Below are 23,927 nucleotides of genomic sequence, written 5' to 3' on the forward strand. Positions count from 1 at the left end.
TGGAGCGCCGCGTGCGTGTTGTTTACCTGTTGTTATTGCTAGTCTTCGCCGCCGCGCCCGCGCATGCACAGGATGGCGGCACCTTGAAGGTGGGCTCGAAGCGCTTTACGGAATCGTATATCCTCGGCGAAATCATCCAGCAGAGCGCCGCGCCGCACGTCAAGGCGCAGCACCGCCAGGGCCTGGGCAACACGGCCATCGTGCTGGCCGCCCTGCAGGCGGGCAGCATCGACGTGTATGCCGAATACATGGGCACCATCGGCAGCGAAATCCTCAAGCATGACAAAGCCATCGACCTGGCGCAGATGCGGCGCGAGCTGGCGGCGCTGGGCCTGGGCGTGGCCGTGCCGCTGGGCTTTAACAATACGTATGCGCTGGCAGTGCGCAACGATGAAAAATCCATCGCCAGCCTGGCGCAGCTGGCCCAGTACCCGGCCCTGAAATTCGGCCTGTCGCATGAATTCATCGGCCGGGTCGATGGCTGGCCAGGCCTGGCCAAGCGTTATGGCTTGCCGCAGCGCCCGCGCGGCCTCGATCACGGCATCGCCTATGAAGCGCTGGCGCAGCGCCAGGTGGACGTGATCGACATCTATTCGACGGACGCGAAGATCCGCCAGTACGGCTTGCGCGTGCTGGCCGACACGCAGCAATACTTTCCCCGCTATGACGCCATGCTCCTGTACCGGCTCGACGTGCCGCAGCGTTTCCCCGCCGCCTGGCTGGCGTTGCAAGGGTTGCAGGGACGCATCAGCGAGAGCGACATGATCGCCATGAATGCGGCCGTGGAAGTCGATGGCAAGCGTTTTTCCGACGTGGCGCGGCAGTGGCTGGCTTCCGGCACGCAGGCGGAAAAACCGGCCGCCACGCGCGGCAAGCTGCTCGATAACATCATCGGCGACGACTTGTGGCCCCTGACGCGTCAGCATGTGACCCTGGTGCTGCTGTCGGTGGCTTTGGCGTGTCTGATCGGTATTCCGCTGGGCGTGCTGGCGGCGTTTTCGGCACCGCTGCGTCAGACGGTGCTGGCCTTCGTCGGCGTGCTGCAGACGGTGCCTTCTCTGGCCTTGCTGGCGATATTGATACCCGTGCTGGGCATGATCGGCACCGTGCCGGCGCTGGTGGCGCTATTCGTGTACGCGCTGCTGCCCATCGTGCGCAACACGTGCACGGGCATCTTGCAGGTGCCGCAAGGCTTGCGCATGGCGGCGCTGGCGCTGGGCTTGAGCCGGCGCGACCGCCTGCTGCACGTGGACTTGCCGCTGGCCTTGCCCGTGATGCTGGCGGGCGTGAAAACGGCGGCCGTGATGAGCGTGGGCACGGCCACCATCGCCGCTTTCATCGGCGCGGGCGGTTATGGCGAACGCATCACCATCGGACTGGCGCTCAATGACAACGACATGCTGCTGGCCGGCGCGATCCCCGCAGCCGTGCTGGCCCTGCTGACGCAAGGCTTGTTCGAGCTGGTGGAGCGCTGGGCCGTGGCCGGCCGACGGCGCTGACGGCATCACGGTTACAGCGAGTGCAGTTTGGAGCGCACCGAGACGACGGCCTGGTGCAGGATGCGTTCGGCCTGGAAGTCGTTCTCGCGCTGTTCGGCGATGGCTTGCAAGTCGCGTGTGTAGCGCTCCAGGCGGGAGCGCAGGTAGGCGCGGTAGATTTTCATGACGAGCGGTTTGGCAGAAACATTCATGATGTGGCTCCCGTATGCGATTCGTTCATTGATTCGTTCATTGTGTGTGAGCGCATTGCCGCCATTTTGCGTCGCATCAAACGCCAGCGTGCCGTCACTTTGGCGCGTTTGATCTTCCGCAATGTCCCCCAGGCCGAAGATGCCACACTGAATTTTCCCTGCTCGCCTGGTCATCATCAGCCGCAGGCCCTGATTCCCTCAAGCATACTCAAGGAGCGTCGCATGGTCATTTTTGCCGTGGTTGCTGGCTGCATCGCCTGCCTGACAGTGTACCAAATCTATAAAAAATCGCAGGGTGGCAGTGGGGTTGCGCAACAACATATCGGCCTGCACGGCACATTGATTGAGCCACGGAAATAATCAGTGTCATCCGAGCGACACTGGGTGACACTTGGTTAGCGGATTTAAGTCAAATGTAAGGCCCGGTAAGCAAATGTAAAGGTCTGCGCCATCGCAAGCGGCAGCGTTTATATTGATAACCGTTGATTGCATTCTCCCCCTCCCACTTGACAATGGGTTCTACCCCGCGGTGCCGCTAGCCCGCGGGGATTTTTTTGGGAACTTACTGCGCGGCGCGCCTTGCGGCCTGCGATGCTCACTGTATCTTCGTACAGCTCCGCTTCTCGGCCACAAATCACATCCGCTCGCTACAGTTCCCCTCCAATCAGGCAAGCTTTGGAGTGCCTGCCGACAATTGCGTCAAGGCATCGCCAGCGACCCGGCAGATGCGCCAGTCCGGCATCACGTCCGCGCCCATGCCCTTGTAGAAGTTGATCGCGTTTTCATTCCAGTCCAGCACCGACCATTCGAAGCGGCCGCAATCGCGTTCGACGGCCAGTTGCGCCAGCGCCACCAGCATCTGCTTGCCATAGCCCCTGCCGCGCACCGATTGCTTCACGTACAGGTCTTCCAGGTACAAGCCCTTGCGGCACAGGAAGGTGGAAAAATTATGGAAGAACAGGGCGAAGGTCACGACTTCACCATTTTCCGTGCCGACCAGCGCTTCGCATGCGGGATGGGCGCCGAACAGGCTGTCGTGCAGCATGGCTTCCTTGGCGATCATCATGTGTTCGAGTTTTTCAAACACGGCCAGTTCATGGATCATGCCGAAGATGGCGGCCACGTCGGATGCGGTTGCGGGACGGATGGCGAGGGAGGAAGAGGTGCTCATGTTGCCTTTGCTGATGGAGTGGTGGAAAGGGAAGCAATGGTACTCGTCTTGCGCGCGCCCGACGTCAGGGCCCAGGCCACGCTGGACAGGCACAGCACCATGCCCACCCATTCGATGGCGGCGGGCCGGTAGTGTTCGAACTGTACCGACAGCAGCACGGAAATGACGGGCGTGACGACGCCGATATACACGGTCTTTTGCGTGCCGATGCGGGCGATTAACGTGAAATACGCGCTGAAGGCGATCACCGAGCCGAAGATGGCCAGGTACACCAATCCCATCCAGTAACTGGGGCGCGTGGGCAGCTGCCAGGACTGGCCCGTGGCGATGGCCCAGGCGGCCACCATCAAGGTGCCCCATAGCATGGTCCAGGCCATGGTCAGCATCACGTTGCCCGAATGTTTGCGCACTTTCATGACGAGGGCGTTGCCTGCCGTGCTCGATACGGTAGCGACCAGCGCCAGGATAAAACCGAGTAGAAAATGGCCATTGCCGCCGCCCAGAATATCTTGCAGCGCCGCACCGATGGACTGGTAAAACAGCAGCACGATGCCGCAGATGGCGACGAATGCCGCACAGCAGGTGCTCCAGGTGATCGGTGTGCCGAAGGCGATGCGGTTGAGCAACGGCGTCCAGAACACCATCAGCGCAAACAGCACGCTGACGAGGGCCGACACCAGGTATTGCTCCGAGCTGTAGGTGCACACATAGCTGAGGGCAAACGAGGCCAGGCCTTGCAGCAGCATCCATTTTTGCGCGCGCCACGGCAGGCGCAGGCGGTCGCCGCGCACGGCGCACCAGGCAAACAGGGTGGCCGACGCGAGGCCGAAGCGGTAGACCACGGAAACGGCGGGGGCGACGTCGCCCAGCTGCAAGGTGATGGCCCAGAAGGTGGAGCCCCAGATCAGGCAGGCAATGATGAACAGGAGAGGAGAGGACATCGCGCAAGTATACGGGCATCGCGCGGGGATGGCGAGTGCGGTCGAGTTTGCTCACTGTGGCGTCAGGAGACAGCCGGGATTGAGCCAGCGCAGTGCTTCTGGAAAATATTGAATTTATGAAAATATTTACTTTATTATCAAGTAAATATTTTCCGGATTGCATCTTTGAAAGGGGAGTGCCATGCCAGCCTCACTGCAGATCAAAGTATGGAGCGTGCTTGTGTATGTCGTCGTGACGGCTGCGATTGCCATCTGGCTGCCCCCTTCAGTCTTGCTCGCTGCCGGCGCATTCGGCTGAGCGCCTGCGCCGGCAAGCGGATCAGTGCGTGACGCGGGTCTTGCGGCCGTCCGACAGCAGGCGCACGCGCTCGCCCGGGCGGAACAGCTCGTCGGCGTCCTGCACGATGGCACGCATGTCGCCATTGTCCAGGCGCACGGTGATTTCCAGGCCGGGCTTGTTCGAGGCATTCGCTTCGATGCTCTTGCCGGCCATGCCGCCAGCGACGGCGCCGAGGATGCTGGCCGCGATGGCGCCCTTGCCGCCACCGACTGTCGAGCCGGCCACGCCGCCCAGCGCCGCGCCAGCCAGCACGCCCGTGCCCGTTTCGCCCTTGTCGATGGTTACCTGGCGCACGGACTCAACCGTACCCATGCGGACCGATTGTTCATTCTGCGCCTGGCGCGCGTTGTAGACATTTGCCGAGTTCGGTTGTACGGCGCAGCCGATCAGGGTGGCGAGCAATGCCACTGCAATAATTGGTGCTTTCATGTGGGACTCCCTTGGACAAAAGTTGGTTGCCGATTGCGTCGACCGGCAGATCATGACTTATCATAAGGACACTTTCTGCAGATACCTAGTTGCGAATAGTAAAAATCTGTTACCGGCCCCGCGTGACCGCTTGCCGCTCAATACGCCAGCCGCAGGCGCCGGTACAAAAATCCCAGCACGAACAGCGGGCCCACCAGCAAAAAGCGCAAGTCGTCGAGGAACGACGGTTTCTTGCCTTCGATCTGGTGGCCGATGAACTGGCCTATCCAGGCCAGCACGAACAGCGCCAGCGACACGGGCAGGATGGTCAGCGCCGGCATGAGCAACAGCAGGCCCAGCATGGCGGCCAGCATCGCCAGCATGCCCGCCGCAAACGGGCGCGACAGCTTGTAATAATAGTATAAGGCCAGAACACTGCCGAGCAGCGCCACGCTGGGATGCACGCTCCACAGCAGCCCCAGCAAGCTGAAAACGATCAGCGGCACACACACGATATGCACCCATTCATTGACGTGATTGCGGTGGCTTTCGCCATACTGGGCCAGCAGGGTGTCGATGGTGCGCATGGGCGGTCTCGTGGGCAGGAAGGTTGTGCGGGAATTCTACACCGTCGCGTGGCCGGGTAAAATGGTCCTTCGTTTTCCCTTCCGGACCGACCATTGAATAGCCCAGTCATCCTGCCAGAGCAAGCCGCAGATGCGCGCAAGCGCTGTTTCGATCCCGTCGTCGACGCCGGTACGCGCTTGCTGATACTGGGCAGCCTGCCCGGTGAAAAATCGCTGGCGCACAGGCAGTACTATGCGCATCCGCAAAACAGGTTCTGGATGCTGCTGGGCGAGGTGCTGGGCGTGGATTTGAAGAGCCAGCCCTATGAGGAACGTCTGGCGACCTTGCTGGCGCACGGCGTGGGCTTGTGGGACGTGGTGGCGCAGGCGCAGCGCACGGGCAGCCTGGACAGCAACATCCGCGCCCGCGATGACAACGACCTGCTGGCCCTGGCCGCCAGCCTGCCGCAGCTGCAGACCATCGCCTTCAACGGCGGCACGGCCGCGAAGCTGGGCATCAAGGTGCTGGGCGAACACGCGCAGCGCTACCGCATCGTCAGCTTGCCGTCGAGCAGCCCCGCCTATACCTTGGCGTATGCGCAGAAATTGCAGGCATGGCTGGCTTTGCGCCGGTGAGGTCAGGTGGCAAGCCTGTGCAGGAGGCGCTGCGCCTGTTCCTGCCGGTACTGGCGCCGCCAGAACCAGGCGATGCAGATCAGGCCGGCCAGGGATGGCGCCAGCTGCGTCCAGGGCTGGCCCATGCGCAGCAGGTTGCCCGCGGCGGCTGAAAGCATGGCGAACAGCGAGGCGAGCAGCTTGTAGATATGTTCATAGCGCCATAACATGCGATGCCAGCGGCGGGGAAAGGCCCAGCGCACGCCGTCGTAGGCAAGGATGGTGGCCAGGCCACCCAGCGATGACAGTACGACGATGGCTTGCTGTCCGGAAGCATCGTGCTGCAGACGCAACAGGATCAACCCGCCCGCCACCAGCGCCGCTGCCGTCATCGCGCCATCGACGGCTTGCGGACCGGCTTCGCGCGTGTAGATGGCGCGCCAGCCACTCAGCAGCTGGTACAGCACCAGCACCGTCAGCACGGCAAAGACGGGGCGATAGTCAAACAGCAGATTGCCGATGGCGGCCGTGGCGCAGACCAGCAAGGTCAGCCACGCGAACAGCCTGCCGCGGCGGCGGTGCTGCGGCGTGCCCTTGGCGGTAGCCAGCAGAAACAAGCCCAGGCCGATGGCGGCACTGCCGGCCAGCACATGGGTGGCAATATTGATCAGTTGCGGCTGGGGCATGCGCATCTCCGGACGGTGCGCCAGGCTGGTCGCACGCTAACGGGAGATGGTATCTTGATAACTGCCGCTTGTCGAGATGACGGGGGAGGGGCTTACGCCGGCGCGTACGGCTGCGCTTCCAGCGGCTGTCCCTTGGCATCGAATTTCAGCGCCACGGACAGTTGCGTCACGCCGATGGTAGCCAGCGCATCGCAGATGTCGTCGACTTCGTCCTGCAAGTCGGCGGCCAGGTCCAGCGGCTTGTCGGCGCTGTGCAGCAGTTCGCCAGCCGCCGTGCTGACGTTGACGCGCAGCAGCATTTCGCCATGTTCATCGGCCGGGCCGACGACCACGGAGACGTCGCCGGCGTCCACCTTGTTTTCCGCCAATGCATGGTTGATGCCGGACATCATCTGCAGCATCGCGTACTCGCTCATGCCTTGTTCCTTGCCGCCGTGGAACAGATCCTGGTAGAGGAAGCTCACTTCCAGGGGGCTGCCGGCCGGCGCCAGGCAGCGCTTGACGAGCTCGCCCACTTCCGTCGTCCACTGCTGGTAGCGGGCCATGCGCGCGTCGAACCAGGCGTCGAGCGCCGCTTCGTCCTTCGGTTCCGCATAGAACGGGTCGTCCACGCGTTTCAAGGCAAAGCCCAGCAGGAAACGTAGTTCGACGGCCGTGTCCTGCGGACCGAAGGCCGTTTCGCTCCAGCCGACGATGCTGCTTTCCAGGCCCGGCGTGGCGACGATTTTCTTGTCCGTCATCGAGCTATAGGCATCGCGCACCATCTCGTGCAAATGGCTATAGGTGATGCGGTCGATCTCGTCGAGGTCGTAGGCATGGCTCATCAGGACCACCTTGGCCTTGGCGCTTTCCAGTTCTGCCTGTTGGAAACTTTTCACCAGCGCTTCGAAAGCGTCCTGGTCCTGGAAGCTGTCCGCTTCTTTCAGGCCGCCCGTGCTTTGCACCAGCAGGGGCACGACGAAGGCGTTGATTTCCATGGCCGGGGCATTGTCGCGGCGGATCACGGAAATGGATGCCGCTTCCTCGATGTGGCTGCGCAGGTACTGGTAGGCGCCCACGTCTTCGTACTTGGCGCGCTCGATGGCGTCGTACAGGATTTCATCCTTCTTTTGATTCAAGGCCTTGCGGATCAGGCGTCCGAACTCGACGGCTTGCTCGGCCAGCACCGTGCCCTGCGATTCGCTGTCTTCCTGCTCCGCCAGGTTCAGGGCCATCGTGCACAGCATGCGCGTGACGGATTCATCCTTGTCTTCAGGCGTGTTGGCGGATTTACGGGGGACAGGGCGCTTATTTTTGGGCATGGCGATCAACAGGTTAAGAAATACGGGTCAGGCAAACGGAAACGGGCGCCATGGCTCAGGCCAGGCGCCGGGACAGATCATACAGGCGGACGCGGCCGCCTGATACCTCAATGGTCGGTATCGAACATCTCGTGCAATTCGTCGAGCAGGTCGGCGGCTTCTTCCTGCGACAGGCCGAGATGCTGGCAGGCAAGTTCTCCGCCCTTGTCCCACTCGAGCGAGGTACTGTTGCCATGGTAGCGCTGAATGCCCTTTTCGGCCAGCAGCGACAGGGCGACGAGCGAGCGGATGGCGTCGTCCGTGGACGGGTCGGCCAGCACCGTGTAGTCGTGGTGATGCAAAATCGCCCAGGAAACGTCGGAGGACAGGCCCCAGTTGCGCGCCAGCAAGCAGCCGATGGCCGCGTGGTTGGTCTGGTGGCGCGCGTCTTCCAGTGTCGTAAAACAATTGTGCGCATCGTTGGCCGCCGCCGCGTACGTGTTGACGTAGTCGGGGAAGCGGTTCATCAGCAGGGGCACGCCGATATCGCAGAACAGGCCGAAGGTGTGGGCGATGTCGGGCGGGGCGATGCGCAGCTTGCGCGAAGTAAATACCAAGGCGCGCGCGCGCTTGGCCGACACATCCCAGAAGTTGGTCAGTTCCACGCCTTCCGCTTCCAGCGCCTGGCGTGCCAGCAAGCCCGTCATCATGGCGCTGCACTGGTTGATCCCAAGAAAGTTGATGCCTTGCTCGACGGACTTGGCCTTGCGCGCGGCGCCATAGAATGGCGAGTTGGCCAATTTCAGCAGGGCGCCGGACATGCCGACGTCATCGGCGATGATGCGCGCGATGCGGCGCGGCGACGGGTCTTGTTCCGCCAGTTCGCGCTGCAAGTCGACCAGCAGGCTGGGACGCGGCGGGATACGGATGGAGCGCATCAGGGCGTCAACCGGATCTTCCTGCACTACCTGCTTTTGCGCTGCCGCTCTCATCATTACGCTTTCATCATCATTTTTGTGCCCGCTGCTTATTCTGTGCGCGCTGCCGCTGCCCGCTGCATGAGCGTCTGGCGCAGTGCCCGACGATTATCGCTGTTTATGCACGGCAATAGTTCATCTCTGCAATATTTTGTCGCAAAAATCTCCGTTTGGGCCTGCTCCAGCTGCGATTTTTGTCATTTTACGACGCTGCCCATCGCGATATTTGTGATGGAAAGGTCAAGTTTTATTTGTTTTCAAGACGAAGCGAGGCGTGTGGCGGGATGCGCGGCGGTACAATTGCCCGATGAAAAAAATCCTCGCGGGTATCGATTTTGCGGATGATTCCAGCAGCGTGGCGCGCCAGCTGATCGGCGTGACCGTGCTGGTCGACGGTGTGGGCGGGCGCATCGTGGAAACGGAAGCGTATGACCGGCTGGACCCAGCTTCGCACACGTATGGCGGCATGACGCCGCGCAATGCGGCCATGTTCGGCCCGCCCGCGCACGCCTATGTCTACCGCTCGTACGGCATCCACTGGTGCCTGAACTTTGTGTGCCGCGAAGCGGGGCATGGGGCGGGCGTGCTGATCCGGGCCATCGAACCGCTCGTGGGGCTCGATGCCATGCGCGAACGGCGCGGCGTCGAGGATGCGCGGCTGCTGTGTTCGGGGCCGGGCAAGGTGTGCCAGGCGCTCGGTGTCACGCATATGCACAACCGGCTGGCGCTCGATGCGCCGCCATTCATGCTGCTGGCGCGCGAGGAAGAGGTGACGGTACACGCTGGCCCGCGCATCGGTATTTCCAAGGCGATGGAGACGCCGTGGCGCTTCGTGCTTGCCGGTTCGCCTCACTTGAGCAAACCGATGCGCGCGCCGGCCAGCTAGCTGCGCCGGCGCTGTGGCGCCGTGTTTGCGCCATGCAAGCCGGGCATGCCGCGCAGCGGGCTATGCAGTGCGCGCCGCTCCTGCGGCGTTCTTGCCGGATGCCGGAACGCTTCCTCGTCAGTCGAGGCGGGCTGCGCGGGCGCCAGCGGGTCGAGGGTGAACACGGCCACGGCCGCCGACAATTTGACGGCCTGGTCCTGCAAACTGGCCGCCGCTGCCGCCGCCTGTTCCACGAGGGCCGCATTTTGCTGGGTGACGTCATCCATTTGCGTGACGGCCTGATTCACTTCCGTGATGCCCGACGCCTGCTCCGCACTGGCCTCTTTCACGCGCTGGATAATTGCATTGACTTGCTGCACTGATGCCACGATGGCGCCCATGCTGTCGCCCGCTTGCTGCACGGCCACGCTGCCGCCATCGATGGTGGTGACCGAGGTGGCGATCAGGGTCTTGATTTCCTTGGCGGCCTGGGCCGAGCGCTGCGCCAGGGTGCGCACTTCGGACGCGACCACGGCAAAGCCGCGGCCCTGTTCGCCCGCGCGCGCCGCTTCCACTGCCGCGTTCAGCGCGAGGATATTGGTCTGGAAGGAAATACCGTCGATCACACCGATAATATCCACGATCTGACGCGAATTGGCGCGTATTGTCGCCATCGTCGTCACCGCTTGCTGCATCGACGCGCCCCCTTGCACGGCCAGGGTCGATGCTTGCCCCGCCAGCTCGCAGGCCAGCTGGGCGTTGTCGGCATTGTCATTGACGGCTTGTGTCAGTGCTTCCATAGCGCTCGACGTTTCTTCCAGCGAACTTGCCTGCATTTCCGTGCGCGCCGATAAGTCCAGGTTGCCGGTGGCAATTTCGCGCGAGGCCGTGTCGATCGATTGCACGGCGTTCATGATGGTGCGCAAGGTCTGGTTCAGGTGGGCGATGGTCTGGTCCAGCACGCGCGACGTGGCGGCGATTTCGTCATTGCCCTGCTTGGGCGCGCCCGCCATCAGCTTGCCCGCCGCCAGGTCTTGCACGGCGTCGGCAATGCCGCGGATTTCCACCAGCATGGCGCGCCGTACCAGCATGGTCACGACGATGGAAACGAGGATAGACAGCAGCACCGTCAGCAGCAAGCTCCAGCCCAGGCTGCGGAACTCGGCGCTGGCCGTCGCATGGGCCTCGCTGCTGAGGCTTGTTTCCAGGGCCGACAGTTGCGCCAGCTGCGTGTTGAGCTGGACGAATTGCGTTTCCGCCTTGAGCATGGAATTGGTGGCGATCGACTGGTCCATCTGCGCCATTTCCATGGTTTCCAGCACGGCCTTGCGATAGCCGGCCAGTGCCGTGATGGCCGCATCGACGAGGGTGCGCTCGGCGCCCGTGGCCGTGGCGCGCAGCGTGGCCAGCTGGGCGCCGATGGCCGCGTGGCGCGCCTTGATCTGTTGCTCCAATGTATCGAGGCGGGCCTTGGCGAAGCTGCCGTTCGTCCACGACAGCAGCTGGTACATATTGCCGTGTACTTGCCTGGCATCTCCTAGTACGTCGGCGGTCGCCTTCAAATGCGTGATGCGTACCCGCACCATGTTTTCCAGCGAGGCATTTTGCCGCACCATGCCATACCAGGCGCCGCTCGAGCTGAGTATCAGCAGCAGCAAGACCAGGGTGGGCGCCAGCAATAATTTTGGTCCGATGCGTAATTGATTGAGCATGCTTGACTCCTGGCGATGGCTGTTCAAACCGCAGGCGGCGCATGGCGTGCGCGCGCGCCGCCCCCGTCTTATTTTTTGTAGATGCCTGCTTCCAGCACCACATCATTGACGCGCAGAATGTAGGTGGTCTTCGGCTCGATCTTGCCGCTGACGGGATTCTTGTACTGGTAATCGACCCAGCCCTTGCCCTGCTTTTGTGCCAGCTCAATGATTTCACGGCGATATTTCTTGCCGTTCGCATCGGGCACATCCGTCAAATCCTTGCCCACGATGGAAGGATTGATGGGGTGGGCCAGCACGATGCCCGTCTTGATGTCGCGCATGTCCACATACAGCGAGCCCTGCACGAAGTCCGGGTCTTTCGCCGTGATTTTCTTCATCATTTCTTCCTTGCCATGCACCTTCATGAAGGCGGCGCCCCGTTCGGCCATGGCGATTGCATCTTTTTCCGTTGGTTCGACCGCGGCACTGACGCTGCCGCCGGCAAATGCCAGGCACAGCAGGCTACCCGTGAATAAGCGTTTCATGAAAGCTCCTTGTGATATCGAGGGAAGTGTTGCCAAGACGTAATTTACGTCGCCGAAGTCCGTCTCAGCTTGCGTTGGAACAAACTAAGGTGTTGCTTGTAGGCAGCGTGCAACGTATCGACGGCTTGTTGATATGCAGCAATTTGGTTCCGAATGGCAAGAATTATGATGACTTTCACAGCATGCCGGGGTGGCCTGGCATGCGGGAGAAAAAGGCTGGGATTGGCCGATATACGGCCGATTTCATGAAAGTTATCGCTATTTACAGGCAAGGAGCCGATCGTGTCCGCACTCATTACCGAGCCGTTTTCACCCAAGTTCAAGCCGTATACGCGGCAAACCATTCAGCAGGCGCGGCAGTGGGAATGGCTGCCGGAAGAGCAGCGTGTAGCCGTGCAAGTGGTGTCGCATGTCTTGCCGTTTCGCACCAATGAATATGTGCTTGATCAATTGATCGACTGGAACAACATCCCTGACGACCCCATCTACCGCCTCGTCTTTCCCCACCGCGACATGCTGCCACCCGAGCAGTACGCGCACCTGCGCGACTTGGTGCTGGTGCAGCGCGACAAGGCGGCCATTGATGCCTATGTGCATGGCTTGCGCCTGGGCATGAATCCCCATCCTGCCGGGCAGATGACGCATAACGTGCCCCGGGTCAACGACGCGCCCGTGCGCGGCCTGCAGCATAAATATGCGCAAACAGTGCTGTTCTTCCCCAGCGCGGGCCAGACCTGCCACGCGTATTGCACTTTCTGTTTCCGCTGGCCCCAGTTCGTCGGCATGGACGACATGAAGTTCGATGCGCGCGAGTCGCATGAGCTGGCTGCTTACCTGAAACTGCATCCGGAAGTGACGGACGTGCTGATCACGGGCGGCGACCCGATGATCATGAATACGCGGCAACTGGCCGCCTACCTGGAGCCGCTGCTGGCGCCGGGCCTGGAACACATCCAGAATATTCGCATCGGCACCAAGGCGGTGGCGTATTGGCCGCAGCGCTTCGTGTCCGACCGCGATGCGGATGACTTGATGCGCCTGTTCGAGCGCATCGTCAAGGCGGGCAAGAACCTGGCCGTGATGGGCCATTACAGTCATGCCGTCGAGTTGCGCCAGAACATTGCCCAGCAAGCCGTGAAACGCATCGTCTCCACGGGCGCCACCTTGCGCATGCAGGGGCCGCTGATCCGCCACATCAACGAAGACCCGGCAAGCTGGGCCGAGCTGTGGCAGACGGGCACGCGCCTGGGGGCGATTCCGTATTACATGTTCGTCGAACGGGACACGGGTCCGCGCGGCTATTTCGAGTTGCCCTTGGCAAAGGCGCACGAGATTTTCCAGGCCGCCTACCAGATGGTGTCGGGCCTGTCGCGCACGGTGCGGGGACCGTCCATGAGCGCCTTCCCCGGCAAGGTCGTCATCGACGGCATCGTCACCATCAATGGCGAAAAACTGTTTGCCCTGCAATTTTTGCAGGCGCGTAACCCGGACTGGGTGCGCCGGCCGTTTTATGCCAAGTTCGATGCGGAAGCGACATGGCTGGATCATTTGAAGCCGGCATTCGGCCACGACAAGTTTTTCTTTGAAATTGATGAGCCCGTGCCGCAACTGCCGCATAAAATCATCCGCCTGGCACGGGCCGCCTGAGCATGCACGCGGCCGTTGCGCCTGCCCGCTCCGGCGTGGCCGTGTTTTGCCTGGTATTCCTGCCGTTCGCGCTCGGGCATTATCTGTCGTGCCTGCTGCGCGGCGTCAATGCCGTGTTGACGGCCGAGTTGCTGGGCGCCATCGCCCTGACGCCAACCCAGCTGGGCCTGCTGACCAGCGCCTTTTTTCTCGCCTTTGCGCTGGTGCAACTGCCGATCGGCATGGCGCTCGACCGCTACGGTCCCCGCGCGCTGCAACTGTGGCTGCTGGCGCTGGCCGCCCTGGGCGTGTGGCTGTTCAGCCGGGGCCACAGCTTTGCCGAGCTGATGTGGGCGCGCGCCTTGATGGGAGCGGGCCTGGGCGGCTGTTTCATGGCCGCCGTGAAAGCGGTCTCGTGCGCCATCGCCCCATCGCGCCTGCCGTCCGTACATGGCTATCTGATCGCCGTGGGCGGCCTCGGTGCGGCCACGGCCACCATGCCCGTCAAGCTGGCCCTGCACTACACGGATTGGCGCGGCGTGTTCCTGGGCCTGGCGCTGGCGGCGCTGGCCATCGGCTTGCTGATCCGCCTGCTGTCGCCGGCCCTGCCCGCACCTGCCGCGGTCAAGAGCAAGGTCAGCGTCTGGAGCGTATACCGCGATCCCGGCTTTCGCCGCACCATCGCGCTGATCCTGCTGCCGCACACGGTGTTCTTTGGCGTGCAGGGCTTGTGGATAGGCCGCTGGCTGGCCGACGTGGGCGGCTTGTCTGGCGATAACGTCGCGTATTTGTTGTACCTGGGCATGGCGGCCGTCATCTTCGGCGCCATCGGCATGGGCATGCTGACGGAATGGGCCGGGCGGCGCGCGATTGAACCCATGCAGGTGGCGGCCGCCGGCATCGTCCTGTTTGTCGGCGTGCAAGTGGCGATGGCATGCAATGTGGTGCCGAGCCTGCCTTTGCTGTCCGTGCTGTTTACCTTGCTGGGCACGGTGACGGGCCTCGAGTATGCGATCGTCGCGCAAAGCATGCCGGCCAGCCTGACGGGCAGGGCGGCCACCTGCCTCAATTTGCTCATTTTTACGGGCGCCTTCCTGGTGCAGGCGGGCTTTGGCCTGATTCTCGGCTGCTGGCCTTTGAACAGCCAGCAGCAGTATCCGCCGCAGGCCTACCAGGCGGCGTTTGGCGTGCTGGCGGCCTTGCAACTGCCGGGACTTGCGATGTTTTTCATTGACCGCTACAGGCGTGCCGGGCCATCCGGTAAAATGGCAGCCTGCACAGCGGCAATGATCAACTCCAAGGAAGACTATGAAACTCGTTCGTTATGGACGTCCAGGCAAGGAAAAACCGGGCCTGATCGATGAAGAAGGCAAACTGCGCGACCTGTCCGGCGTGATTGCCGATATTGACGGCGCACAACTGTCCGACAAGGCCCTGCGCAAGCTGGCCAAGCTCGACGAAAAGACCTTGCCCCTGGTGCGCGGCAATCCACGCTTCGGCGTGCCGCTGGCGAAAGTTGGCAAGTTCATCGGCATCGGCCTCAATTATGCGGATCATGCAGCCGAGTCCGGCATGGCTATCCCCGCCGAACCCATCGTGTTCATGAAGGCCATTACTTGCCTGAATGGCCCGGACGACCATGTCGTGCTGCCAAAAGGCTCGAAAAAGACGGATTGGGAAGTGGAACTGGGCGTGATCATCGGCACGCGCGCGCAATACGTGAGCGAAGAGGACGCCTTGAAATACGTGGCCGGCTATTGCGTCGTCAACGACATTTCCGAACGCTCGTTCCAGCTGGAACGGGGCGGCCAGTGGGACAAGGGCAAGGGCTGCGACACATTTGGCCCCGTCGGCCCGTGGCTGGTGACGCGCGATGAAGTCATCGACGAGCAGGACCTGGACCTGTACCTGGAAGTCAACGGCAAGCGCATGCAGACCGGCAATACGCAAACCATGATCTTCACGGTGGCGCAGATCGTCAGCTATTTGTCGCAATTCATGACCCTGGAACCGGGCGACGTCATCGCCACAGGCACGCCGCCGGGCGTGGGCCAGGGCCGCAAGCCGCAGCGTTTCCTGAAAAAAGGCGACAGCATGCGCCTGGGTATTGCCGGCCTCGGCGAACAGCAGCAGGACGTGGTCGCCTGGACCGCCTGATGGCCGGTTGCGATATCGACCGTTTGCCGCCGCTGCCGCTGGACCAGCTGGACCCGCAGCAGCGCGCGGCCGCGCAAGCCATCATCGACGGTCCGCGCGGGGCGCTGTACGGCCCCTTCGTGCCGCTGATCCGCAGCCCCGAGCTGATGGAAACGGCGCAGCGCATGGGAGAGTACTTGCGCTACCGCAGCGCCATCGGCACGCGCCTGTCGGAACTGGCGATCCTGGTGACGGCGCGCCAGTGCGACCAGCAAGTCGAGTGGGCCATCCACGCGCCGCTGGCCGTGCAGAACGGCATTGCGCAAGCGGCCGTGGACGCCATTGCGGAACGGCGCGTACCGCTTGCCCTGAAGGAAGATGAGCAAGCCGTGCACGACTTTTGCATCGAGCTGCAGCAGAACAAGCGGATCAGCGACGCCACGTATGCGCGGGCGCTGGCGCTGTTCGGCGAGCACGGCGTGGTCGACTTGATGGGTGTCAATGGCTATTACACCTTCCTGGCCATGGTGATGAATGGCGCGCAGACGGCCGTACCGGCGTTGGGCGTGCCGCCCTTGCCCGCCTGATGAGAGGAGTGTAGAGGAGTTCTTCGGCAAAGATGGACAAAGTGTAATGAAGTTGCAATTATTCAATATATAATTTTACTTCCCTTCCATTGCCAACAAGCTCAATGAAAACTCGTCCGTGCTTCACCCTGATGGGCCGCGCCTTCCTGGCGCTGGCCCTTTCTTTTTGCCCGTTGATGACGGTGCGTGCGCTGGCCGCCGAGACGGCCGCCAGCGCCAGCGCTTCCGCCCTGGAAAACTCCGTCGTCAAGGTGTTTTCCACCCTGCGCGGGCCTGATCCGTACAAGCCCTGGAGCAAGGCCGCGCCGCAAGAGGTGACGGGCTCCGGCGTCGTCATCGAAGGCCGCCGCATCCTCACCAATGCGCACGTGGTCGGCTATGCCAGCCAGGTGCAGATCCAGGCCAACGGCGCCGGCGACAAGATCCCGGCAACCGTGCTGGCCATCTCGCGCGGCATGGACCTGGCCTTGCTGAAAATCGACGACGACAGTTTTTTCGCCAGCCACAAAGCCGTGCCGCGCGCCAATGTCTTGCCCGACGTGCGCGATGCCGTGCTCGCGTATGGCTATCCGACGGGCGGCACGTCATTGTCGATCACCAAGGGCATCGTTTCGCGCATCGAATTCGTGCGCTACAACTTCCCCGTCTCCGGCCTGCGCATCCAGATCGATGCGGCCATCAACCCGGGCAATAGCGGTGGCCCCGTGATTGCCGGCGACAAGATGATCGGCCTGGCCTTTGCCGGCATGCTCAATGCGCAAAACATCGGCTACATCATCCCCAACGAGGAAATCGAGCTGTTCCTGCGCGACCAGGAGAGCGGCGCGCCCAAGGGCAAGCCGGCCATGCGCGACGTGACGCAAACGCTGGAAAACCCCGCGCTGCGCACTTATTTGAAGCTGGCCAAGGGCGTCGAGGGCGCCGTCGTGATGTCGCCGGCCAGCAAGGATGCGGCTTATCCGCTCAAGGAGTGGGATGTCATCACGCATATCGGCGACTTTCCGATCGATAACCAGGGCATGGTCAAGCTGAATGCCAACAGCCGTGTGCGCTTCCAGTACCGGGTGCAGCAACTGGCGAAAAACGGCGAATTGCCGTTGACGGTGGTGCGCCAGGGCGCTCCCCTGAAAATCAAGGTACCCGTCTCGGCCGCGCATCCGATGCTGATCGCCGGGCTGCAGGGCAATTACCCGTCCTATTTCATCTTCGGTCCGATGGTGTTTTCGCGCGCCACCACGGAATTCATGGCAGCGCCAAATGGCAACCCGGCGATCCTGGGCGGCATGGCGTTTGCCGGCAATCCGCTGGCCACGCGGCGCGGCGATGCGCCCGATAGCGAGCGCGATGAGCTGGTGGTGATCGCCGCACCCTTCTTCCCGCACAAGCTGATGAATGGCTACAGCACCCGTTTCTTCTCGGTCGTCGATTCCGTCAATGGCGTGCGCGTGCGCAGCCTGGCGCATCTGGTGTCCTTGCTGCGCGACCAGACCGATGACTTGCTCACATTCCGCTTCCAGCAGCGCGATGCGGAAATGGTCGTCGTGCCCCGCAAGGACATGTTGGCAGCGACGGAATCGATACTGACGGACAACGGCATCCGCTCGGAAGCGTCGCCCGACATGCTGAAAATCTGGAATGAAAAAACGCCGGCGAACTGATCGTTCCCGGCGTTTCGCAAGACAACAGGCGCGGCGCACACCGCGCCTGTTTTATTTTATGCCAGCACTTTTTTCAGCCACGCGCCGATGGCGTCGATCTCTTCCTGGCACAGCGAGTGCTGCATCATGTATTCGTGCCATTCTACCTTGTAACCCATGCCGGTGAGCAAGTCGCGCGACTGCTGTGCGCGGGCGACCGGTACCACGGGGTCGGCCGTGCCGTGCGCCATGAAGACCGGCGTCTGCAGGCTTGCCGGCGTGCGCTCGGCTGCCGTCTTGTCGGCCAGCGGCAGATAGCCGGACAGGCACATCAGGCCGGCCAGCGGTTCCGCGTGGCGCAAGCCCGTTTGCAAGGTCATGGCGCAGCCTTGCGAGAAGCCGGCCAGGATGATGCGGCTGGCGGGAATGCCGCGCGCCTTTTCGCGCGCGATCAGTGCTTCGATCTGCGCCTGCGAGGCGCGCAAGCCGGCCTCATCTTCGCGGCGCACGAGGTCGTTCACGAGGATGTCATACCAGGCGCGCATCACATAACCGTTGTTGATGGTGACGGGCATGGTGCCGGCGCTGGGGAAAATGAAGCGGATGGCGGGGTAGCCGCGCAAATCGAGTTCTTTTACCAGGGGCACGAAGTCGTTGCCGTCGGCACCCAGGCCGTGCATCCAGATGATGGAGACGGTGGGATTCGGTGCGCTGTCGAGTTCTATGGTTTCCAGCAAGTTGCTCATGTGTTTTCCTCTGGTAATGGTTGCGCCGGACGCAGCGCTGATTTGGGACGGAAGGCCTTGCAGATGGCCGGATCGGTTTCCATGTAGGGGCCACCGATGAGGTCGATGCAATATGGCACGGCGGCAAAGATGCCGTTCACCAGTTGCACGCCAGCGGCGTCTTTCAAGCCTTCCAGGGTTTCCTTGATGGCTTTCGGCTGGCCCGGCAAGTTCATGATCAGGGCGGCGCGCTCGGGCGTCTCGCGGATCACGGCCACCTGGCGCGACAGGATCGCCGTCGGCACGAATTGCAGGCTGATCTGGCGCATCTGTTCGCCGAAACCGGGCATTTCCTTGGTCCCGACGGACAAGGTGGCGTCCGGCGTGACGTCGCGCCGCGCCGGTCCTGTGCCGCCCGTCGTCAGGATCAGATGGCAGTGGCTCAGATCGACCATGTCGATCAGGGTGTTTTCAATTTGCGAGCGCTCATCCGGGATCAACCGTTTTTCCAGGCGGAATGGCGTGCGGATGGCGGCGGACAGCCAGCTTTCCAGGGCCGGGATGCCCAGGTCTTCATATACGCCGCCGCTGGCGCGGTCCGAGATCGACACGAGGCCGATAATCAATTCGTCTTCTATCGTGGTCATGGGGCACCTGTCTATGTCGTAAAAAAACCGGGCTGATCCCGGTTTTTCGTCAATGCTGGGGTCAGACCCCAGTTTTTTACTCGTCGTCTTCGCCTTCAACGTCATCTTCGTCGGCATCTTTCTTGCCGCCGTTTTTCTTCTTGGCGATCTCTTTCAAGATCTGGAAGATTTCGCGGTAGGCTTTTGGCGGCTTGTTCTCGGCCTGCTCCTTGCGGGCATTGCGGATCAGGGTGCGCAGGTGCTGCACGTCCAGTTCCGGGTTTTCCGACAGCAAGACGGTCAGTGCCTTGTCGTCCGTCAACAGCTTGTCGCGGCGGCGTTCCATCGCGTGCATATTGGCGGTGTCGGCTTTCGACAAGCCTTTCCAGCTATCGATGGTGCGTTGGATGGCGGCAACTTCTTCTTCATCCAGGGTGCGCATCTTCTTGCCCACGTATTGCAGCTGGCGGCGGCGGCCTTCGTGATCCTTGATTTGCTGGCATTCGAGAATAGCGTCGCGCACGTCTTCCGGCATCGGGACGCGCTTGACGCGGTCGCGTGCTTCATTGACGAGTTCTTCGCCCAGCTTTTGCAGGACGGTCATCTGGCGTTTGAGTTCCGATTTCGACGGACGTTCATATTCCTGTTCGAATTCGGTCGATTGGAAGCCGCAAGCTCCCCGGTTTGGATTTGGCATGATATATAAGGCGGGAGAGGACTTGTGGACCGCTCCTGTAAACTGTAAACGACTGCTATGATAACCTTTTTAGCGGCTTTCCGAAGAAAACAGCGCATGAACGACTCCGTATTTACCCATAGTCAAGAGCAATTGCAGCAACTAGCCCGTGATGTGTTGTCTTTTGCGCGGGAAGCGGGCGGCACCGACGCTGCCGTCGAAGTCAGCGAAGGCGGTGGCCTGTCCGTTTCTGTACGAAAAGGCAAGATCGAGACGATCGAGCAAAACAAGGACAAGGGCATGGGCGTGACCGTGTTTGTCGGCAAGAAGCGCGGCAATGCCAGCACCTCCGACTTTTCGCCGTCCGCCCTGCGCGCCACGGTGGATGCCGCCTACAACATCGCCCGCTTCACGGCAGAGGACGATTGTGCCGGCTTGGCCGACGCCGACATGCTGGAAATGTCCCCCCGCGACTTGCAACTGTTCTATCCGTGGCTCATTTCCACCGAGGAAGCCGTCGCACTGGCCCAGCGGGCCGAAGCGGCCGCGTTTGCCGTCGACCCGCGCATCACCAACAGCGAGGGCGCCAGCGTGCACGTGCAGCAATCGCACTTTGTGTCCGCCAATTCGCGCGGCTTCATCGGCGGCTACCCGTTTTCGCGCCACACCCTGTCCGTGGCGCCCATCGCCGGCAAGGGCGCCAAGATGCAGCGTGACGACTGGTATTCGTCCGTGCGCGACGCCGCCAAAATGTCGAGCCCGGAAGCCATCGGCCGTTACGCCGCCGAGCGCGCCCTGTCGCGCCTGAATGCGCGTAAACTCGGCACGCGTACTTGCCCCGTGCTGTTCGAGGCACCGCTGGCGGCCGGCTTGCTCGGTACCTATGTGCAAGCGACCTCGGGCGGTGCCCTGTACCGCAAGTCCACGTTCCTGAACGACTCGCTGGGCACGCAAGTGCTGCCGTCGCACGTGCAGATATTCGAAGACCCGCACGTGATCGGCGGCGTCGGTTCGGCGCCGTTCGACGAAGAGGGCGTGAAAACCGTCAGCCGCGACGTCGTCAAGGATGGCGTGGTGCAAGGCTATTTCCTGTCGACTTACACGGCCCGCAAGCTGGGCATGCAGACGACGGGCAACGCGGGCGGTTCGCACAATCTGTACCTGACCTCGAAGCTGACGGGCGCCAGCGACGATTTTGTCGCCATGTTGAAAAAGCTGGGTACGGGCTTGCTGGTGACGGAACTGATGGGGCAAGGAACCAATTACGTGACGGGCGACTATTCACGCGGCGCGTCCGGTTTCTGGGTAGAAAATGGCGTCATTCAATACCCGGTGGAAGAAATCACCATCGCCGGCAACATGAAGGACATGCTGCGCAACATCGTGGCCGTGGGCGCCGACGCCTTGCGCCGCGGCACCAAAGAGACTGGGTCCATCCTCATCGAGAGCATGGTGGTGGCCGGCGGTTGACGTTGTTATTTGCTTGACTCAAGGCGCCGCTGGCGCCTTTTTTCATGGGCATGTGTTTTTTTAGTAGTGATCAGCTCGTCATACGGATGAAATATTGCCTTCGTATGATGTCGCCATCGGACGTTATCTGCGCAATTTAGATGCTTTTAATGTAAGTAAGCCGAACTTCGTGATATTTCATACAAGATGCGAATCTTGCCGTGACGCGTTGTTGTTGATCCAACCTGCATAGTGAACTCTCCATGACCGACTCCCGTACCCGCATCGCCCGCGCGGTGGCCCTGATGTGTGCCATGACCGCCGTGTTCGCCAATCAGGCCCAAGCCCATGGCGATGCGCTCGCTGTCCCCGTTTCCGCCAGCGACGCTATTGATACCCCGCAAGCCGTGATCGTCACTGGCACGCGCGGCAGCAACCGTACGCAATTCGACACCATGGCGCCCGTGGATGTGTTCAACCGCGAAGATATCGGCGCCGTCGAGTCGTCGGACTTGAACGACGTGCTGGCGCAACTGGTTCCCTCGTACGTGGTGCAGCGCTTGCCGATGGCTGACGGGCAAGTCTTCGTGCGTCCTGCTACCCTGCGCGGCCTGTCGCCTGACCAGACTTTGGTGCTGATTAACGGCAAGCGTTTCCACCGCAGCGCCCTGTTGGGTGCGCGCGGCGCGCAGGCGCCCGACCTGGCGCAGATTCCCGTGTCCGCCATCAAGCGCATCGAAGTGCTGCGCGACGGCGCCTCGGCGCAGTACGGTTCCGACGCGATCGCCGGCGTGATCAACATCATTCTCGACGACACGCCCGGTACGGAAATCTCCGTGCACCACTCGCAATATTCGGAAGGCGATGGCAAGGGCAATGAGATCAACCTGAAGACGGGCTTTGCCTTTGGCGAGACGGGCAAGGTGACGATTTTCGGCGCGCTGGCCCAGTCCGACCCTACTTCGCGCACGCGCCAGCGGGCCGACGCCATCGCTTTCCAGAACGCCCACCCGGAACTCAAGGTGCCCAATCCCGTGCAGCGCTGGGGCCAGCCTGAACTCGACAGCAAGCGCATCGGCTTCAATGCCGGCATGGCCCTGTCCGACACGATGGAATTGTACGGTTTCGGCCTGTTCAGCCGCAGCGACGGCACCTCGGACTTTAACTGGAGGAATCCCGACACCAGCACAGGCGCCTATAAAACCAGCAGCTTGTTCCCCGGCTGGGATTTGCGCAGGCTGTATCCGCTCGGCTTCAGCCCCAGCTATTCGAACGACCAGGACGACTTGCAGTTGGTCGCCGGTGTGCGTGGTCACTTCAATGATCGCTTCGGCTGGGATGTGAGCGCTTCCTACGGCCGCAACCGCATCGATTACAACTTGGCCAATTCCATCAATGCCTCGATGGGGCCAGCCAGCCCGACGGCCTTCTACCTGGGCCAGTTGTCGCAGGCGGAAAAGATTCTCAACGCCAACTTCAACTATGAATTGCCCGTGACCTCCTTGCCGCAACCGGTCAACATCGCCTTCGGCGCGGAAGCGCGCAACGAAACCTATGGCGTGAAGGCGGGCGATGCGGCGTCCTGGACGGTGGGGCCGGGCGCGGCCATCGGTCTCGACGCGAACGCCAACGGCGCCCCCGGTTTCAGCGACCGCCAGGCGGGCAGTTGGGGCCAGGATAGCTATGCGGCCTATCTGGACGTGGAAGTGCCCGTCACGAAGACCCTGAGTCTGGGCGGCGCGGCCCGCTATGAGCATTTCTCGGAATTTGGCAGCACCGTCAACGGCAAGTTGTCCGCCCGCTACGCGCTGAGCGAAGACCTGGCCTTGCGCGGCTCCTACTCGACAGGTTTCCGTGCGCCAACGCCTGGCCAGTCGAATACCAACAGCACAAACCAGGGCCTCGACACCAAGACCCTGCTGTTGTTTACCAGCGGCCGCCTGGCCAACAACGATCCGCTGGCCATCCTGCTCGGTGCGCAGGCGCTGAAGCCGGAAAAATCGAAGAACCTGTCGCTGGGTTTTACCTGGAAGACGCCGGCCGGTTTCTCCGGTTCCGTCGATGTGTATGACATCAAGGTCAGCGACCGCTTCAGCACGTCCGCCGCATTCGCCGTGCCGGCCGGCGTGGCCAATCCCTTGCGTTACACCTCGGTCAGCTATTTCACGAATGACTTCGATACCACCACGCGCGGCATCGATATCGTGGGCAGCCACCTGAGCCGTATCGGCGACGGCAAGTTGAACCTGACCCTGGCGTATAACTACAACACGACGAAAGTCGATGGCGGCAAGTCCAGCCTGGTGACCAATCCAGCCCAGCGCCAGGTGTTCGAAGAGCGCCTGCCGCGGCAGAAAGCCACCATCAGCGGCAACTATGACCTCGGCAGCTGGAATACGCTGGCCCGCGTGCGCTACTACGGCGCGTGGACGGACAATTCCGGCAATGCCACGGGCGATATCTTCCAGCGCTTTGGCGCCATGCAATTTCTCGACCTGGCTGTCAGCTACAAGATCAACGACAAGCAATCGATCCGTGCTGGCGTCGACAACGTGCTGGACAAGTATCCTGATGAGGCAAGCTTCCAGGCCAGCCGCGGTCTGATCTATTCGCGCAACGCACCTTACGACACGGACGGCCGCAATCTGTACGTCGAATACAAAGTGAAATTTTAAGGGGAGATGACG

Annotated in this window: 23 protein-coding genes and 1 pseudogene; 11 read left to right on the forward strand and 13 right to left on the reverse strand. The window is 61.9% G+C overall.

What is annotated here, in order from left to right; translation table 11 throughout:
* Positions 1-11 precede the first annotated feature (11 nt).
* The gene (locus ACQ4WO_RS00500) at positions 12-1,499 is read left to right on the forward strand and encodes a glycine betaine ABC transporter substrate-binding protein (RefSeq protein ID WP_436479799.1); all 1,488 of its coding nucleotides are present in this window, start codon (positions 12-14) and stop codon (positions 1,497-1,499) included.
* Between the two features lie 11 nt (positions 1,500-1,510).
* Here ACQ4WO_RS00500 and ACQ4WO_RS00505 read toward each other — a convergent pair whose 3' ends face one another.
* Complete coding sequence (locus ACQ4WO_RS00505; RefSeq protein ID WP_034746290.1) at positions 1,511-1,690, reverse strand: hypothetical protein; 180 nt, start codon at positions 1,688-1,690, stop codon at positions 1,511-1,513.
* Positions 1,691-1,693: 3 nt separating this feature from the next.
* On the opposite strand from ACQ4WO_RS00505, the gene ACQ4WO_RS00510 reads away from it, so the two are divergent.
* Positions 1,694-2,050 (forward strand): hypothetical protein, encoded by a 357-nt coding sequence (locus ACQ4WO_RS00510; RefSeq protein ID WP_436479800.1) that lies wholly within the window; start codon positions 1,694-1,696, stop codon positions 2,048-2,050.
* A gap of 304 nt (positions 2,051-2,354) precedes the next feature.
* On the opposite strand, the gene ACQ4WO_RS00515 is transcribed toward ACQ4WO_RS00510, so the two are convergent.
* The 4 genes from ACQ4WO_RS00515 to ACQ4WO_RS00530 form a co-directional block, all read right to left on the reverse strand.
* Complete coding sequence (locus ACQ4WO_RS00515; protein WP_436479801.1) at positions 2,355-2,861, reverse strand: GNAT family N-acetyltransferase; 507 nt, start codon at positions 2,859-2,861, stop codon at positions 2,355-2,357.
* Positions 2,858-3,802, reverse strand: a complete 945-nt coding sequence (locus tag ACQ4WO_RS00520) for a DMT family transporter (protein WP_436479802.1) — start codon at positions 3,800-3,802, stop codon at positions 2,858-2,860. Before ACQ4WO_RS00520 ends, ACQ4WO_RS00515 begins: the two co-directional genes overlap by 4 nt.
* Before the next feature lie 319 nt (positions 3,803-4,121).
* A complete protein-coding gene (locus tag ACQ4WO_RS00525; RefSeq protein WP_436479803.1) occupies positions 4,122-4,571 on the reverse strand; it encodes an outer membrane lipoprotein in 450 nt (149 codons plus the stop codon).
* A 137-nt stretch (positions 4,572-4,708) separates the two neighbouring features.
* Positions 4,709-5,137 carry an Mpo1 family 2-hydroxy fatty acid dioxygenase gene (locus tag ACQ4WO_RS00530; RefSeq protein ID WP_436479804.1) on the reverse strand — a complete coding sequence of 143 codons (429 nt, stop codon included), beginning with the start codon at positions 5,135-5,137 and terminating at the stop codon, positions 4,709-4,711.
* Between the two features lie 93 nt (positions 5,138-5,230).
* Between ACQ4WO_RS00530 and ACQ4WO_RS00535 the strand changes: the two genes are divergently transcribed.
* Positions 5,231-5,752, forward strand: a complete 522-nt coding sequence (locus tag ACQ4WO_RS00535; protein WP_436479805.1) for a DNA-deoxyinosine glycosylase — start codon at positions 5,231-5,233, stop codon at positions 5,750-5,752.
* 2 nt (positions 5,753-5,754) lie between these two features.
* Here the strand turns inward: ACQ4WO_RS00535 and ACQ4WO_RS00540 are convergent, their stop codons facing one another.
* The 3 genes from ACQ4WO_RS00540 to ACQ4WO_RS00550 form a co-directional block, all read right to left on the reverse strand.
* On the reverse strand, positions 5,755-6,417 hold the full coding sequence (locus ACQ4WO_RS00540) for a DUF2306 domain-containing protein (RefSeq protein WP_436479806.1): 663 nt from the start codon (positions 6,415-6,417) through the stop codon (positions 5,755-5,757).
* 92 nt (positions 6,418-6,509) lie between these two features.
* The gene (locus ACQ4WO_RS00545) at positions 6,510-7,718 is read right to left on the reverse strand and encodes a hypothetical protein (RefSeq protein WP_436479807.1); all 1,209 of its coding nucleotides are present in this window, start codon (positions 7,716-7,718) and stop codon (positions 6,510-6,512) included.
* 107 nt (positions 7,719-7,825) lie between these two features.
* Complete coding sequence (locus ACQ4WO_RS00550; RefSeq protein WP_070254599.1) at positions 7,826-8,692, reverse strand: HDOD domain-containing protein; 867 nt, start codon at positions 8,690-8,692, stop codon at positions 7,826-7,828.
* Between the two features lie 289 nt (positions 8,693-8,981).
* Between ACQ4WO_RS00550 and ACQ4WO_RS00555 the strand changes: the two genes are divergently transcribed.
* Positions 8,982-9,560, forward strand: coding sequence for a DNA-3-methyladenine glycosylase (locus ACQ4WO_RS00555; protein WP_436479808.1), 579 nt, complete (start codon positions 8,982-8,984; stop codon positions 9,558-9,560).
* Positions 9,561-9,562: 2 nt separating this feature from the next.
* Here the strand turns inward: ACQ4WO_RS00555 and ACQ4WO_RS00560 are convergent.
* A pseudogene (locus ACQ4WO_RS00560) lies at positions 9,563-11,251 on the reverse strand (methyl-accepting chemotaxis protein); the annotation flags it as partial.
* Between the two features lie 68 nt (positions 11,252-11,319).
* Positions 11,320-11,778: a cache domain-containing protein gene (locus ACQ4WO_RS00565; RefSeq protein WP_128141835.1), complete on the reverse strand. Its 459-nt coding sequence runs from the start codon at positions 11,776-11,778 to the stop codon at positions 11,320-11,322.
* A gap of 282 nt (positions 11,779-12,060) precedes the next feature.
* On the opposite strand from ACQ4WO_RS00565, the gene ACQ4WO_RS00570 reads away from it, so the two are divergent.
* From ACQ4WO_RS00570 to ACQ4WO_RS00590, 5 genes are all read left to right on the forward strand, one after another.
* Positions 12,061-13,425, forward strand: coding sequence for a KamA family radical SAM protein (locus ACQ4WO_RS00570; RefSeq protein ID WP_436479809.1), 1,365 nt, complete (start codon positions 12,061-12,063; stop codon positions 13,423-13,425).
* A 2-nt stretch (positions 13,426-13,427) separates the two neighbouring features.
* Positions 13,428-14,768 (forward strand): MFS transporter, encoded by a 1,341-nt coding sequence (locus ACQ4WO_RS00575; protein WP_436479810.1) that lies wholly within the window; start codon positions 13,428-13,430, stop codon positions 14,766-14,768.
* Positions 14,713-15,561 (forward strand): fumarylacetoacetate hydrolase family protein, encoded by an 849-nt coding sequence (locus tag ACQ4WO_RS00580; RefSeq protein WP_436479811.1) that lies wholly within the window; start codon positions 14,713-14,715, stop codon positions 15,559-15,561. The genes ACQ4WO_RS00575 and ACQ4WO_RS00580 overlap by 56 nt, the downstream gene beginning before the upstream one ends.
* Positions 15,561-16,127: a carboxymuconolactone decarboxylase family protein gene (locus ACQ4WO_RS00585; RefSeq protein ID WP_436479812.1), complete on the forward strand. Its 567-nt coding sequence runs from the start codon at positions 15,561-15,563 to the stop codon at positions 16,125-16,127. The genes ACQ4WO_RS00580 and ACQ4WO_RS00585 overlap by 1 nt, the downstream gene beginning before the upstream one ends.
* Before the next feature lie 104 nt (positions 16,128-16,231).
* Positions 16,232-17,785, forward strand: a complete 1,554-nt coding sequence (locus ACQ4WO_RS00590; RefSeq protein WP_436479813.1) for a S1C family serine protease — start codon at positions 16,232-16,234, stop codon at positions 17,783-17,785.
* Between the two features lie 56 nt (positions 17,786-17,841).
* Here ACQ4WO_RS00590 and ACQ4WO_RS00595 read toward each other — a convergent pair whose 3' ends face one another.
* The 3 genes from ACQ4WO_RS00595 to yjgA all read right to left on the reverse strand — a co-directional run bounded on the left by ACQ4WO_RS00595 (position 17,842) and on the right by yjgA (position 19,812).
* Complete coding sequence (locus ACQ4WO_RS00595; protein WP_436479814.1) at positions 17,842-18,510, reverse strand: alpha/beta hydrolase; 669 nt, start codon at positions 18,508-18,510, stop codon at positions 17,842-17,844.
* On the reverse strand, positions 18,507-19,136 hold the full coding sequence (mog, locus tag ACQ4WO_RS00600; protein WP_058048219.1) for a molybdopterin adenylyltransferase: 630 nt from the start codon (positions 19,134-19,136) through the stop codon (positions 18,507-18,509). Before mog ends, ACQ4WO_RS00595 begins: the two co-directional genes overlap by 4 nt.
* 76 nt (positions 19,137-19,212) lie before the next feature.
* Positions 19,213-19,812 (reverse strand): ribosome biogenesis factor YjgA, encoded by a 600-nt coding sequence (gene yjgA, locus ACQ4WO_RS00605; protein ID WP_034746337.1) that lies wholly within the window; start codon positions 19,810-19,812, stop codon positions 19,213-19,215.
* A gap of 96 nt (positions 19,813-19,908) precedes the next feature.
* On the opposite strand from yjgA, the gene pmbA reads away from it, so the two are divergent.
* Together pmbA and ACQ4WO_RS00615 are read left to right on the forward strand one after the other, a co-directional pair.
* Positions 19,909-21,261 carry a metalloprotease PmbA gene (gene pmbA, locus ACQ4WO_RS00610; protein ID WP_436479815.1) on the forward strand — a complete coding sequence of 451 codons (1,353 nt, stop codon included), beginning with the start codon at positions 19,909-19,911 and terminating at the stop codon, positions 21,259-21,261.
* 242 nt (positions 21,262-21,503) lie between these two features.
* Positions 21,504-23,915, forward strand: a complete 2,412-nt coding sequence (locus ACQ4WO_RS00615; protein ID WP_436479816.1) for a TonB-dependent receptor plug domain-containing protein — start codon at positions 21,504-21,506, stop codon at positions 23,913-23,915.
* Positions 23,916-23,927 lie beyond the last annotated feature (12 nt).

It is taken from the genome of Janthinobacterium aestuarii, assembly GCF_051380835.1.
Lineage (GTDB): Bacteria > Pseudomonadota > Gammaproteobacteria > Burkholderiales > Burkholderiaceae_D > Janthinobacterium > Janthinobacterium aestuarii.

Coding starts and splice junctions, on each gene's coding strand:
- ACQ4WO_RS00565 (WP_128141835.1), bottom strand. CDS start 11,778: ATGAAACGCTTATTCACGGGTAGCCTGCTGTGCCTGGCATTTGCCGGC.
- pmbA (WP_436479815.1), top strand. CDS start 19,909: ATGAACGACTCCGTATTTACCCATAGTCAAGAGCAATTGCAGCAACTA.
- ACQ4WO_RS00580 (WP_436479811.1), top strand. CDS start 14,713: ATGAAACTCGTTCGTTATGGACGTCCAGGCAAGGAAAAACCGGGCCTG.
- mog (WP_058048219.1), bottom strand. CDS start 19,136: ATGACCACGATAGAAGACGAATTGATTATCGGCCTCGTGTCGATCTCG.
- ACQ4WO_RS00530 (WP_436479804.1), bottom strand. CDS start 5,137: ATGCGCACCATCGACACCCTGCTGGCCCAGTATGGCGAAAGCCACCGC.
- ACQ4WO_RS00555 (WP_436479808.1), top strand. CDS start 8,982: ATGAAAAAAATCCTCGCGGGTATCGATTTTGCGGATGATTCCAGCAGC.
- ACQ4WO_RS00575 (WP_436479810.1), top strand. CDS start 13,428: ATGCACGCGGCCGTTGCGCCTGCCCGCTCCGGCGTGGCCGTGTTTTGC.
- ACQ4WO_RS00505 (WP_034746290.1), bottom strand. CDS start 1,690: ATGAATGTTTCTGCCAAACCGCTCGTCATGAAAATCTACCGCGCCTAC.
- ACQ4WO_RS00590 (WP_436479813.1), top strand. CDS start 16,232: ATGAAAACTCGTCCGTGCTTCACCCTGATGGGCCGCGCCTTCCTGGCG.
- ACQ4WO_RS00615 (WP_436479816.1), top strand. CDS start 21,504: ATGACCGACTCCCGTACCCGCATCGCCCGCGCGGTGGCCCTGATGTGT.
- ACQ4WO_RS00585 (WP_436479812.1), top strand. CDS start 15,561: ATGGCCGGTTGCGATATCGACCGTTTGCCGCCGCTGCCGCTGGACCAG.
- ACQ4WO_RS00525 (WP_436479803.1), bottom strand. CDS start 4,571: ATGAAAGCACCAATTATTGCAGTGGCATTGCTCGCCACCCTGATCGGC.
- ACQ4WO_RS00550 (WP_070254599.1), bottom strand. CDS start 8,692: ATGATGAGAGCGGCAGCGCAAAAGCAGGTAGTGCAGGAAGATCCGGTT.
- ACQ4WO_RS00515 (WP_436479801.1), bottom strand. CDS start 2,861: ATGAGCACCTCTTCCTCCCTCGCCATCCGTCCCGCAACCGCATCCGAC.
- ACQ4WO_RS00540 (WP_436479806.1), bottom strand. CDS start 6,417: ATGCCCCAGCCGCAACTGATCAATATTGCCACCCATGTGCTGGCCGGC.
- ACQ4WO_RS00595 (WP_436479814.1), bottom strand. CDS start 18,510: ATGAGCAACTTGCTGGAAACCATAGAACTCGACAGCGCACCGAATCCC.
- ACQ4WO_RS00545 (WP_436479807.1), bottom strand. CDS start 7,718: ATGCCCAAAAATAAGCGCCCTGTCCCCCGTAAATCCGCCAACACGCCT.
- ACQ4WO_RS00520 (WP_436479802.1), bottom strand. CDS start 3,802: ATGTCCTCTCCTCTCCTGTTCATCATTGCCTGCCTGATCTGGGGCTCC.
- yjgA (WP_034746337.1), bottom strand. CDS start 19,812: ATGCCAAATCCAAACCGGGGAGCTTGCGGCTTCCAATCGACCGAATTC.